The organism is Pseudomonas sp. A34-9 (assembly GCF_029543085.1).
Taxonomy (GTDB): Bacteria; Pseudomonadota; Gammaproteobacteria; order Pseudomonadales; family Pseudomonadaceae; genus Aquipseudomonas.
Genome location: NZ_CP119967.1, coordinates 5,707,063 through 5,718,790, shown reverse-complemented (window position 1 = coordinate 5,718,790; position 11,728 = coordinate 5,707,063). Strand labels below are relative to the sequence as shown.

At 60.7% G+C, this 11,728-nt stretch carries 11 protein-coding genes; 7 read left to right on the top strand and 4 right to left on the bottom strand.

What is annotated here, in order from left to right:
* The first annotated feature begins 218 nt into the window (after positions 1-218).
* From P3G59_RS25570 to P3G59_RS25555, 4 genes are all read left to right on the top strand, one after another.
* Positions 219-2,132 carry a sigma-54-dependent Fis family transcriptional regulator gene (locus P3G59_RS25570; protein WP_277759450.1) on the top strand — a complete coding sequence of 638 codons (1,914 nt, stop codon included), beginning with the start codon at positions 219-221 and terminating at the stop codon, positions 2,130-2,132.
* Between the two features lie 266 nt (positions 2,133-2,398).
* Positions 2,399-3,748, top strand: a complete 1,350-nt coding sequence (gene mpl, locus P3G59_RS25565) for a UDP-N-acetylmuramate:L-alanyl-gamma-D-glutamyl-meso-diaminopimelate ligase (RefSeq protein ID WP_277759449.1) — start codon at positions 2,399-2,401, stop codon at positions 3,746-3,748.
* Positions 3,745-4,392: a flavin prenyltransferase UbiX gene (gene ubiX, locus P3G59_RS25560; protein ID WP_277759448.1), complete on the top strand. Its 648-nt coding sequence runs from the start codon at positions 3,745-3,747 to the stop codon at positions 4,390-4,392. The genes mpl and ubiX overlap by 4 nt, the downstream gene beginning before the upstream one ends.
* Positions 4,385-4,669: a YceK/YidQ family lipoprotein gene (locus tag P3G59_RS25555; RefSeq protein ID WP_277759447.1), complete on the top strand. Its 285-nt coding sequence runs from the start codon at positions 4,385-4,387 to the stop codon at positions 4,667-4,669. Before ubiX ends, P3G59_RS25555 begins: the two co-directional genes overlap by 8 nt.
* Before the next feature lie 202 nt (positions 4,670-4,871).
* On the opposite strand, the gene P3G59_RS25550 is transcribed toward P3G59_RS25555, so the two are convergent.
* From P3G59_RS25550 to P3G59_RS25540, 3 genes are all read right to left on the bottom strand, one after another.
* Positions 4,872-5,513 (bottom strand): oxidoreductase, encoded by a 642-nt coding sequence (locus tag P3G59_RS25550; protein WP_053124198.1) that lies wholly within the window; start codon positions 5,511-5,513, stop codon positions 4,872-4,874.
* Between the two features lie 27 nt (positions 5,514-5,540).
* Positions 5,541-7,268, bottom strand: coding sequence for a C13 family peptidase (locus P3G59_RS25545; protein WP_277759446.1), 1,728 nt, complete (start codon positions 7,266-7,268; stop codon positions 5,541-5,543).
* 112 nt (positions 7,269-7,380) lie between these two features.
* A complete protein-coding gene (locus P3G59_RS25540; protein ID WP_007909575.1) occupies positions 7,381-7,836 on the bottom strand; it encodes a MaoC family dehydratase in 456 nt (151 codons plus the stop codon).
* A gap of 194 nt (positions 7,837-8,030) precedes the next feature.
* Between P3G59_RS25540 and P3G59_RS25535 the strand changes: the two genes are divergently transcribed.
* From P3G59_RS25535 to P3G59_RS25525, 3 genes are read left to right on the top strand one after another with little or no spacing between them, the layout of a single operon-like run.
* On the top strand, positions 8,031-8,393 hold the full coding sequence (locus P3G59_RS25535) for a CidA/LrgA family protein (RefSeq protein WP_277759445.1): 363 nt from the start codon (positions 8,031-8,033) through the stop codon (positions 8,391-8,393).
* The gene (locus P3G59_RS25530; protein ID WP_277759444.1) at positions 8,393-9,109 is read left to right on the top strand and encodes an LrgB family protein; all 717 of its coding nucleotides are present in this window, start codon (positions 8,393-8,395) and stop codon (positions 9,107-9,109) included. Before P3G59_RS25535 ends, P3G59_RS25530 begins: the two co-directional genes overlap by 1 nt.
* Positions 9,110-9,119: 10 nt before the next feature.
* Entirely contained in the window at positions 9,120-9,710 is a 591-nt protein-coding gene (locus P3G59_RS25525; RefSeq protein WP_277759443.1) for an LON peptidase substrate-binding domain-containing protein, read from the top strand.
* 15 nt (positions 9,711-9,725) lie between these two features.
* On the opposite strand, the gene P3G59_RS25520 is transcribed toward P3G59_RS25525, so the two are convergent.
* Positions 9,726-11,723, bottom strand: coding sequence for a hypothetical protein (locus tag P3G59_RS25520; RefSeq protein WP_277759442.1), 1,998 nt, complete (start codon positions 11,721-11,723; stop codon positions 9,726-9,728).
* Positions 11,724-11,728: the final 5 nt, after the last annotated feature.

Here is an 11,728-nt window from a genome sequence, read left to right as displayed (position 1 = left end):
GTTTGTACCGCTTCTGGCACAGCCAGTGACCGAGTAGTCTTGCCAGCATTGCAATGGCGGCCTGCCTGGAGGATCCTCAGCCAACAGAACCCCTGTAGGAGCTGCCGAAGGCTGCGATCTTTTGATCTTGATCTTCAGAAACCAAAGATCAAAAGATCGCAGCTTGCGGCAGCTCCTGCACGAGGTTTGCGTCGACCTTTCGGGGAGAACAATAAGAAATGCACGACAACCATTTGAGTCGCCATGCCCGGCAGGTCCTCACCGTCAGTCAGGGCAAGCCGCACCTGCACGGGCCCGGAGCCGATCCGTCGATTGCCCGTTCGTGGCTGCGCTGTCTTGAGGACTATCACCTCGACCCCGCGCTGACCATGGCGCCGACCGTGCTCGAACACGGCCGGGTACTCGAAAGCCGCGAGCGCCTGCAACAGGTGTTGCAGATCGCCGGCAATGAAATGAGCAGCCTGCATCAACAGCTCTCCGGCGCCGGCCACGCGGTGCTGCTGACCGACGCGCGCGGGGTGATCCTCAACTGCGTCACCGCCCCCGCCGAACGCAAGATTTTCGAGCGCGCCGGCCTCTGGCTCGGTGCGGACTGGAGCGAGGCTTGCGAAGGCACCAACGGCATCGGCACCTGCCTGGTCGAGCGCCAGGCGCTGACTATTCATCAGGATGAACACTTTCGCGGTCGCCACACCGGCCTGACCTGTTCGGCGAGCCCGGTGTTCGACCCGCATGGCGAACTGCTCGCGGTGCTCGACGTGTCGTCGGCGCGCCATGACGTCTCGCGGCAGAGCCAGTTTCACACCATGGCACTGGTCAATCTGTCGGCGAAGATGATCGAGAGTTGCTACTTCCTGCGCTGTTTCGATAACCAATGGTTGTTGCGTTTTCATTTACAGGCCGAATCGGTCGGGTTGTTCAGCGAAGGCTTGCTGGCGTTTGACGGCGAAGGGCGGATCAGCGCGGTCAATCAGAGTGCACTGAATTTGCTTGGGCATATTCGTGGCGGTTTGCTGGGTAAACCGGTTGAGGCGTTTTTCGATTGTTCACTGGATGAATTGCTTGGCCGCGCCAGTGCCCATGCCAGCGCCAGTTGGCCGCTACGCACCCGTGACGGCCGACATTTGTTTGCCGTGTTGCGCGGGGAATCGCGCAAACCTGTACCGATGGCACCGACGCCGGTGGTGGCTGACTCGCCGCGCCTGTCCGGCATCTGTCTCGGTGACGAGGCGTTGCAGGCCGATTTTCGTAAAGCCCTGCGCGTCTTCGAACGTGATGTCCCGCTGCTGATCAACGGCGAAACCGGCTCCGGCAAAGAGGCCTTCGCCAAGGCTGTGCACCAGGCCAGCCAGCGTTCTGGCAAAGCCTTCGTCGCCCTCAACTGCGCGGCCATCCCGGAAAGCCTGATCGAAAGCGAACTGTTCGGCTATCGCGGTGGCAGCTTCACCGGCGCGCGCAAGGACGGTATGCGCGGCAAGTTGCAGCAGGCCGATGGCGGCACGTTGTTCCTCGATGAAATCGGCGATATGCCACTGGCCTTGCAGACCCGGTTGTTGCGGGTGCTTGAAGACCGGCAAGTGGTGCCGATTGGCGGTGAGCCGGAGGCGGTCAATGTGCGGATCATCAGCGCCACCCACCGTAATCTGCTGGAGCGGGTCGCAGAGGGCAGTTTTCGCGAAGATCTGTATTACCGGCTCAATGGGCTGGAAGTGGCGTTGCCTGCATTACGTGAACGTAGCGACAAGTCGCAGTTGCTGGATTTCCTGCTGGCCGAGGAGGCGGGCGGCGAAACGATCTTGATCGAAGAGCCGGCGCGTCAGGCTTTGCTGGCGTTCAACTGGCCGGGCAATGTGCGGCAGTTGCGCAATGTGCTGCGCACGCTGGCGGCGCTGTGTGATGAGGGGCGGATCGGGATTGAGGATTTGCCGGTGATGATTCGGCAGGGGCGTCCAGTCATTTCGCCTGTCGAATCTAGCGAACACCCACTGGAAGATGCCGAACGGTTAGCCTTGCTCGGAGCTCTTGAACAAACGCGGTGGCACATGACTCGCACCGCTGAGCAACTGGGCGTTAGCCGCAATACGCTTTACAGAAAACTGCGTAAGCATGGGATTGAGCGGCGGGTCAGTTAGAAGGCCCTCACCCTAGCCCTCTCCCAGAGGGAGAGGGGACTGACCGAGTCGCTCTACTGATCTGCGCCGACCTGAGTTATCGAGCCGAACTCAGGATTTGAAGGCAACGCAGATCGGCTCCCTCTCCCTCGGGAGAGGGCCGGGGTGAGGGGCGACAATTAGCCGCCGAACCGAGATGCTGCGGCCAACCAGTCCCGCCCCTCAGCTAAAGAGTGCGATTTCCCCCTCCCTACGCTAACCTGCGGCCATGTTTTACGAGGTCGACTATGCACATTCATATTCTGGGTATCTGCGGCACTTTCATGGGCTCGATGGCAGTGTTGGCCAAAGAGCTGGGCCATCACGTGACCGGCTCCGACGCCAACGTCTATCCGCCGATGAGCACGCAGCTTGAAGCCCAGGGCATTCAACTGACGCAGGGTTACGACCCGGCGCAACTCGATCCGGCACCGGATCTGGTGGTGATCGGCAACGCCATGTCCCGCGGCAACCCGGCGGTGGAATATGTCCTGAACAAAGGCCTGCCGTACGTTTCCGGCCCGCAATGGCTGGCTGACCACGTGCTGCAAGGTCGCTGGGTACTGGCGGTGGCCGGTACGCACGGCAAAACCACCACCAGCAGCATGCTCGCCTGGATGTTGGAGCACGCCGGCATGAGCCCGGGTTTCCTCATCGGCGGCGTACCACAGAACTTCTCGGTGTCTGCTCGCTTGGGCGGCACGCCGTTCTTCGTGATCGAAGCCGACGAATACGACAGCGCCTTCTTCGACAAGCGTTCGAAGTTCGTGCATTACCGTCCGCGCACCGCGATCCTCAATAACCTTGAATTCGATCACGCTGACATCTTCCCGGATTTGCCGGCGATCGAGCGGCAATTCCACCACTTGGTGCGCACCATCCCAAGTGAAGGTCTGGTCATCCATCCGACCACCGAGCCGGCCTTGCAACGTGTGATCGAAATGGGCTGCTGGACCCCGGTGCAAACCACCGGTGCCGGCGGCCAGTGGCAGGTCAGACTGCTGAGCGAGGACGGTTCGGCGTTCGAAGTGATGTTCGAAGGGGTGTCGCAAGGCACCGTCGAGTGGGAGCTGACCGGTCAGCACAACGTTGCCAACGCCTTGGCTGCCTTGGCAGCGGCGCGGCATGTTGGCGTGGTGCCATCGATGGGCATCGCCGGCCTGAGCGCGTTCAAGAACGTCAAACGTCGCATGGAGAAAGTCGCCGAAGTACGCGGCATCACCATTTACGACGACTTCGCTCACCACCCGACGGCCATCGCTACGACCCTTGATGGTCTGCGCAAACGCATTGGCGATGCGCCGCTGATTGCGATCATCGAACCGCGCTCCAACTCGATGAAGCTCGGCGCGCACCGTGATGGTTTGCCGGACAGCGTCGTCGATGCCGACCAGGTAATCTGGTACGCCCCGGCCAACCTCGGCTGGGACCTGGCTGCCACCGCTGCGCTGTGCACGGTGCCGTCGATTGTCAGCGATTCGCTGGAAGGCATCATCGAGCGCGTGAAGAGCCAGGCCCAGCCCGGCACTCATGTGGTGATCATGAGCAACGGCGGCTTCGGCGGCCTGCACGGCAAACTCGCCGAGGCGCTGCAATGAACACTTTTGCCCGGGACGGCGGCCCGGAACGCATCACGCTGGCCATGACCGGCGCGTCTGGCGCGCAGTACGGCTTGCGCCTGCTTGATTGCCTGGTGCGTGAAGATCGCGAGGTGCACTTCCTGATCTCCAAGGCCGCACAACTGGTGATGGCCACCGAGACCGATGTGACGTTGCCGCCGAAGCCGCAGATGATGCAGGCGTTCCTGACCGAATACACCGGGGCTGCCGCCGGGCAGATCCGCGTGTACGGCAAGGAAGACTGGATGTCGCCGGTAGCCTCGGGGTCTGGTGCGCCGGCGGCGATGGTCGTGGTGCCGTGTTCTACGGGCACGCTGTCGGCGATTGCCACGGGCGCCTGCAATAACCTGATCGAACGCGCGGCTGATGTGACATTGAAAGAGCGTCGCCAGTTGATTCTGGTGCCGCGCGAAGCGCCGTATTCGAGCATTCATCTGGAGCACATGCTCAAGCTGTCGAACATGGGCGTGACCATTCTGCCGGCCTCGCCGGGGTTTTATCACCAGCCGCAGACCATCGATGACCTGATCGATTTCGTTGTGGCGCGGATCCTCAATCTGCTCGGCATTCCCCAGGACATGCTGCCGCGTTGGGGTGAGCATCATCTGAGCAGCGATGAATAAGCTGCTGGCGCTGGTGCTGGCGCTGCAACTGAGCGGGTGCGCCACGGCGCGCACGCTGGATGCGGCCAAACCGGGCGCTCCGGTGGTGTATTCCGGGACGCGACTGGATTTGTACGCAATGAATGGCGGGTGTTGCGCGATGGATCGGTTCGGGGCCGAGGCGCCGAGCTACCCGGGGGTGGATCTGCCGGCGAGTGCGTTGCTCGATACGCTTTTGTTGCCGTTGTCATTGCTGACGGTGATAGGCGTGGGGTTTCAGGCAACTGGCGGATTGTAAAAAGCAAAAGATCGCAGCCTTCGGCAGCTCCTACAGGTGATCTCGTGTAGGAGCTGCCGAAGGCTGCGATCTTTTGATCTTGGGAGTGCTTCGCACTCCATCGCCAGCAGGCTGGCTCCCACAGGTTTTCGGGTTGCCCACAAATGTTGTGTTCACTGAAGATCAGTGTAGGAGCTAGCCTGCTGGCGATAGCGGTTTCAGATTATTTACCCAGTTTCCTGAGATCATCCGACTCGATCACCCGCACCCCATCCTGCTCTTCCAGCGCCAATCGCCACATCGCCCGCGCCAGTTGGCAGGCCTCGATGCCACGGTATTTGCCGGGAATCAGCTTCGACAGCGGCCCGGCGAGCTGCTCGGCCAGACGCGGTTCAGTCCGTTCACCCAACAACAGTGACGGCCGGCAAATGGTCAGTTGCGGCCAGTCCTGCGCGCGCAGTGCCTGCTCCATTTCGCCTTTGACCCGATTGTAGAAAACCGACGATTTCGGATCCGCGCCAATCGCACTGATCACGATCAGATGCCGTGCACCCATTTCCCGCGCACGTTTGGCGAACGCCACCACCATGTCCAGGTCCACCGCGCGAAACGCCGCTTCCGAGCCTGCCTGCTTGATGGTGGTACCGAGGCAGCAGTAGGCGATATCGACGCGACCACTGAGCTGCGGCAGAAACGCCTGCGGATCACCCACCGGGTTTTCCAGGTGCGGATGTTCGGCCAAAGGTCGACGGGATGGGGCGAGCACGCGAGAAATCGTTGGCTCGTTGAGCAAACGGTCGAGTAGATGTTCACCGGTCAAACCGGTGGCTCCGGCAAGCAATACGTGCTGAGGCGTCAAGTACATAGTGTCTCTCCCTTGATACTGTTCAGCTTAGTTGCTCTTTATCGCTCCGTCGTTCAACGCAGCACTTTGCAATGCTTTTCTGGCTTGCTGTTTGCGCAGCAGTTGCCAGTGCGACAGCACGGTTTTCGGCGCCCAGATCTGCGGCTCCGAGGCCTCGAAGTTATCGGCCAGTTCACGCTCGGCCACGGTGGCCTTGGCCAGTTTGAAGGCTTGCTCCAGATCATCGGTCTGGTTCAGCGCCTGGGCGAACAGCGCGTCGCCGAAATAGGTGAAGTTGGCTTCTTCCGAGCAGCCGAAGGACACGCGATCAGCGCGCGAGGCGGTCATGATCAGCGTGCGTTCGTCTTTCAGCGCCGGGATAAAACCGCCGGAGTAGCACGACGAAATCACGATGATCTTGTCGCGGTTTTTCAGCGGCGCCAGTACGGCGGCGAGTTCGTCGGCGGGCAGGTCGGCCAGCTCCATGCGCGGCTGGTCGAGCACCAGTTCGTGCTCGGCGGTGCCGTGGCTGGTCAGGTAGATGAACAGCAAATCTTCCGGGCCACTGCGTTCGGCGAGGGTTTGCGCGGCGCGGCGCAGGTTCTCGCGCGTGGCCATCGGCCGGTCGCTGAGGTGGTCGCGGTGGTTGACCAGACGGATCTGGCCATAAGCGCCGAAGCGCGTGTTGAGCATATTGGCGACGTAGTCGGATTCGCGCAGGAACACACTTTGCTTGCCGTCGCCGCCGAGGGTCAGGGTGTACAACTCGACCGCCGGGGTCGAAGCAGGAATGGCGGCCAGTGCGTCCTCGAGCAGGCGGCCCTGAGCGAGCAAGCCGAGTTCGAGCGTATCGGGCAGCAACTTGCCGTCGGCGTCGCGCACGCGCTGGCCATTGATCCAGGTGCCGCTCATGACGCTGCCATCGGTGAGCACCAGAGTGCCGCGTCCGGCGTAACTGTCGTTGTCGAAGCCACCGATGTAGAAACTGCCATCAGACAGGTTCAAACGGCCCTGACCGCTGAAGCGCCAGTCGCTGAATGCGCCGATGTAATGGCTGCCGTCGGCGCCGATCAGTTCGCCCTTGCCGGTCAGTGCGCCTTCCTTGAACTGGCCGAGCCAGACATCGCCGTCAGCGTTTTCATAGCGGCCCTTGCCGTGCAATTGATTGTTCTTGAAGCCGCCGACATAGATGTCGCCGTCGGCACTGTTGAAGGTGCCGTTGCCTTCCAGTTGACCGTTGACGAAATGCCCGCTGAACGAGTTGCCGCTGGCGTCGCCGCGCTGGCCTTCGCCGTTGGGTTTGCCGTGGGCGAACTGGCCTTGATAGGAACTGCCGTCGTCCATCTCCAGACGGCCGAGTCCGGAATATTGATCAGCCTTGAACTCGCCACGATAGGTCATGCCGTTTTCTTTCAGCGTACCTTCGCCTTCGCGGCGGCCCTGCTTGAAGCCGCCGGTGTAACTGCTGGCATTGGTGGTCAGGCTGCCCTGACCGTCGAAAAGACCTTGCTGAAACTGGCCGCGATAAACCTCGCCATTGCTGCCATGCCATTCGCCCTGACCATGCCACTGGCCCTTGTCGAACTGCCCGGCATACCAACTGCCGTTGGGGTAGTCGACGCGGCCCTGACCTTGCAGCAAGCCATCGACCAGTTCACCGCGATAGCGTCCGCCGTCAGGCAGGCGCGCATCCGGGGGCAACAGCGATTCGCCGTCGCCGCACGCGGTGAGCATCAGGGTCAAGGCAAGGGGTGCAAGACGAGCGAGTGAGCGCATAGCGGGATCCGGGCAATTAGGCGACCGAGTATGCCGCAGCTGTGTGACCTAATGCAGCCGGTAAAAACAGTGTTGACGCGAAACAGCGTGCGCTGCTTCGCATCCAGAACCATCAGACGAAGCAGAGCGACAGCGGCTCGGCGATGTAGGCCGGTTTGTCCGAGCCTTCTATCTCCAGTGTTGCGGTGGCTTTGAGCAGCCACTGGCCCGGTTTTTTCTCGGTCACTTCGCCCAGATCGACCTTGAGCCGGACTTTGGAGTTGACCTTGACTGGCTGGATGAAACGCACACTGTCCAGCCCGTAGTTGACCACCATCTTCACGCCTTGCGGCAGGATCAGGATGTCTTCCATCAATTTCGGGATCAGCGACAACGACAGGAAACCGTGGGCAATGGTGCTGCCAAATGGCGTTTGCGCGGCTTTGACCGGGTCGACGTGAATGAACTGATAATCACCGGTGGCTTCGGCGAACAGGTTGATGCGTTCCTGATCGATGGTGAGCCATTCGGAACGTCCGAGTTCCTTGCCGACATAATCTTTGAGCTCTGCAACGGGAACATAGGGCATTGAGACTCTCCTTGGGTTCATCGGTTTTATAGTTTTTCAGGTGGGGGGATTTGACCTCCCTGCGAACCACTGTAGATCATCATGGCGATTTGCTCCGGTCAACCGACCATGCTTTTGGCGAATGCCGATCCATAGCGCAGGCGTGCTTATAATGCCGACGACTTGCAGGGTGAAAAGTAAGACGGAGATGTCGGATGTTGCTACGTGGCCTGACCATGCTGGTGCTGTTCCAATTGCTCGGTACGGCGCTCAATCATTTGCTGTTGCCGGTGCTGCCTGGGCCGATCATCGGTCTGCTGTTGTTGCTGGTGTTCCTGATCGTTCGCGGTGAAGTCGGCGAACCGCTGAACCTCGCGGCCGGCAGTCTGCTGCGTTATCTGCCGTTGTTGCTGGTGCCGCCGGCCGTGGGCGTGATGGTTTATGCGAGCGACATTGCCGCGGATTTCTGGGCGATTGTCGGCGCCCTAGTGGTGTCGCTGATTCTGTCGATGGCCTTCGCCGGCGTGCTGATGCAGCGCCTGGTCAAACGTCACGCGCACCGTTCGGAGGAGTCCTGATGCTTTTCGACTGGCACGGCGCCTGGGCGTCGGTGATTCATCATCCCTTGTTCGGCATCGGCATCACCCTCGGTGCCTATCAACTGGTGCTGGCGGCGTTCGAGAAAACCCGCTGGATCTTTCTGCAACCGGTGCTGGTCTCCATGTTGTTGGTGATCGGCGTGCTGGTCGGCTGTGGCCTGACCTACGCCGAGTACCGCAAGAGCACCGAAATCCTCAGCATTCTGTTGGGACCGGCGACGGTGGCGCTGGCCGTACCGCTGTATCTCAATCTGCGGCGCATTCGCCAATTGTTCTGGCCGATTTTTACTACGCTGGTGATAGGCGGAGTGGTCGCTACGGGCATGGGTGTGGCGCTGGGCTGGTGGTTCGGTGCCGAGCACATGATCCTGATGACCATGGCGCCGAAGTCGGTGACCTCGCCGATTGCCATGCTGGTGGCGGAACAGATCGGCGGTGTCGCGGCGCTGGCGGCGGTGTTCGTACTGATCACCGGGGTCATCGGCGCGATCTTCGGCCCGACCCTGTTGAACCGCCTCGGCGTACACAGCCCTGAAGCGCGCGGCATGGCGTTGGGGATGACGGCGCACGCGGTCGGCACGGCGGTGGCGATGCAGGAAAGTGATGAGTGCGGTGCCTTCGCGGCGCTGGCGATGAGTCTGATGGGCGTGGCCACGGCGGTGTTCCTGCCGTTGGCGGTGTCGATGGTGGTGTAAGGAAATGTCTATGAGTCTGCCGCTTTTTCCGCTGAACACAGTGCTGTTTCCCGGCTGCAACCTCGACTTGCAGATCTTCGAGGCGCGCTATCTGGACATGATCGGTCGCTGCATGAAACAGGGGGGCGGCTTCGGCGTGGTGTGCATCCTCGACGGCCATGAGGTCGGTGTTGCTGCCGAAGGTTTTGCCCTGGTCGGCTGCGAGGCGCGGATCACCGATTTCCAGCAACAAGACAACGGCCTGCTCGGCATTCGTGTGCAGGGCGGGCGTCGCTTCAACGTGTTGCGCACCGAAGTGCAGCGCGACCAGTTGATCCTCGCCGATGTCGAGTGGCTGGATGACGAGCCCGAGCAACCGTTGCAGGACGAAGACGCCGACCTGGTGGCGCTGCTCAAGGCCTTGGCCGAGCATCCGATGGTCGAGGCGCTGAACATGGGCACCGATGCGCTTGGCCAGCAATCACTGGCCAATCAGTTGGCTTATCTGCTGCCGTTCGCCGAGGAGGACAAGATCGACCTGTTGCAACTCGATGATCCGCAACAACGGCTGGATGCTATTCAGGCGTTGCTCGATGAGTTGCAGGGTGAACTGTTCGCCTAGTTGGTTGTTTTCGGCTCAGGGCCTGTAATGTTCGGGAACCGGCCAGACGACATCGTCGGAGTATGTGCCTCTGCCTTGCGACAGGTTCAGCACCACACCCTCCGTTTTGGCGAGTTCGTCGATCAGTTGGTCATAGCGAAACAACTTTCGTACCTCGAATTCATTGCTGGGAAACATTTCAAGGAAAGTGCCCACGACTTCGTCGTTACCTGCCCATGTTGCTTGCTCGATTGCCTCGGCGTTATCACCGGCCTGTCGAAAGACATCTTCCACCCGGGCAGCCTTGGTCAAGTCCGAGTGCACCAGCCAGATTCTCTCGGCGCTGATACCCCGCGTCGGCATGGATATCCGGCCTTCCAGCACGTCGCCGTCAAAGTCCTTGTCGTTCAGGTAAATGTTTTCCGCCCGGGGTACCACTTCGACGCCCCGGGTGTCGATGACATACAGGAAGCCAAGTGTTTGTTGGCGCCTGCGCAGTGGATAGTCACGCGAGTTGTCCATTTCGAACGATGTATCCGATTCCCCGTCCGTGCTGTGTCGTCTTCCGCTCGACGAATCACTGTCACTGAAATGCCCCGGGTAGCGATTGGCCTGGCTGTTGTAATGCCGAGGGTTGGAGTAGTAACGAAGTCCCGTGTATCCCACGCCGTCGGACAGACTGAATGTCGCGCTTAATGCCCTTTTGGTGGTGGAGTCGGAGGGATTACCCCGCAGTTTCACCAGGCGTTTGTCCCGGGCCAGTTCAAACGGCGTGCGCAGATCTGCGCGGAACATGGCAGGGATGTCGGTTCGATACAGCATGTCGTGCACGTTTCGCTTGTAGCCGGCATGCTCCAGATAACTGTTCAGAAACTGGCTGTCGTAGCGTTGTTTAACGTCGGGTAACGAGACGTCTGGGTTTTCGCCTTCAGTTCTCAAACTGAGAATGTATGGATCCAGCTCCTCGGCGATCTGCTGGAATCGCCGGGCGTCATCGCTTTGGGTCAGTCGCTTGTGCTGTTCGGCCCATTCGGGGAACACACCGTGTTCCATATCCCTTCGCAGTTGATTGCGTTGGGCGATGCTCAGGTTGTAGGCGCGCAGGATCTCTGCGCGCTCGGCCAGGGATTTCTGTGGATAAGACCAGCGCAGAGAGTCGGTCAGGTATTTGTGCATGTCCGGCTCGTCGAAGCGCGTGGCCCAGTCAGGTGCCCGCCCTTTGGCTTCTGCCTCACTGCGAAAGACCAGCGCTTCTGACTCCCGCAAGCGGTATGCGCTCCAGATATCGCCATCGGTCCAATGCGCCAGTTTCAAAGGCACCGACGCATCTCCCCGAGCCTCAAGCGGATCGACCCGGATCAACCTGCCACGTTCGTCCTTGAGGGCGAAGCCGATATCTACAGGCTTCAGTTTGAATGGCGAACCGGTGATAGCCGCTTGCTCGCGAACGGCGTAGTAGCCTCGTGTGTCCGGAGTATGAGACGAGGCGTACCGCGTGGAGTCGTAGTACTCGATCGGCTTTTGCAAACTCCAGGTGTTGCTGTCGGCGATGCGATAGAGCGGTGGCCCCGTGGGCGCTCGTTCGTTCGGCAACTTTGCCCGGTAGGCTTTCATGGCCTCGTGGTACCCCACCATCACCGTCTGCGTGGCGGCGGTGGCGTCATCGCTGGCCATATCAGCGAATGGCCGGCCTTTATAGGATCTGAGGCCGACGTCATTGTGTGCGGACAACGCACTCGGCGGATTTTGCACGTAGGCTTGCAGCGGGGATTGACTGGCGTTGTGCTGCGTTGAGACGAGGTCGATGATTGGCGTGACCGTGACCGTGACGCTGGCCTGGTTGTGCGAAGCGCCAGCCGTGGGGCTGTCGAGGATCACGCCTGACGGCACGTCCGAGCCTTGTGGCCTGATACGGCCGGGCAGACCGAAATCCACATCACTCGGGCCGTCGTCAGGCGAGTCTGGACGGCGCGTCGGCAGATCGGGTGTCTCGACCGTGGGTTTACGGCCGGAACCTTTGGGTTTGTTGCGCATAAGTG

Coding starts and splice junctions, on each gene's coding strand:
- P3G59_RS25545 (WP_277759446.1), bottom strand. CDS start 7,268: ATGCGCTCACTCGCTCGTCTTGCACCCCTTGCCTTGACCCTGATGCTC.
- ubiX (WP_277759448.1), top strand. CDS start 3,745: ATGAACACTTTTGCCCGGGACGGCGGCCCGGAACGCATCACGCTGGCC.
- P3G59_RS25535 (WP_277759445.1), top strand. CDS start 8,031: ATGTTGCTACGTGGCCTGACCATGCTGGTGCTGTTCCAATTGCTCGGT.
- P3G59_RS25530 (WP_277759444.1), top strand. CDS start 8,393: ATGCTTTTCGACTGGCACGGCGCCTGGGCGTCGGTGATTCATCATCCC.
- P3G59_RS25540 (WP_007909575.1), bottom strand. CDS start 7,836: ATGCCCTATGTTCCCGTTGCAGAGCTCAAAGATTATGTCGGCAAGGAA.
- P3G59_RS25520 (WP_277759442.1), bottom strand. CDS start 11,723: ATGCGCAACAAACCCAAAGGTTCCGGCCGTAAACCCACGGTCGAGACA.
- mpl (WP_277759449.1), top strand. CDS start 2,399: ATGCACATTCATATTCTGGGTATCTGCGGCACTTTCATGGGCTCGATG.
- P3G59_RS25550 (WP_053124198.1), bottom strand. CDS start 5,513: ATGTACTTGACGCCTCAGCACGTATTGCTTGCCGGAGCCACCGGTTTG.
- P3G59_RS25525 (WP_277759443.1), top strand. CDS start 9,120: ATGAGTCTGCCGCTTTTTCCGCTGAACACAGTGCTGTTTCCCGGCTGC.
- P3G59_RS25555 (WP_277759447.1), top strand. CDS start 4,385: ATGAATAAGCTGCTGGCGCTGGTGCTGGCGCTGCAACTGAGCGGGTGC.
- P3G59_RS25570 (WP_277759450.1), top strand. CDS start 219: ATGCACGACAACCATTTGAGTCGCCATGCCCGGCAGGTCCTCACCGTC.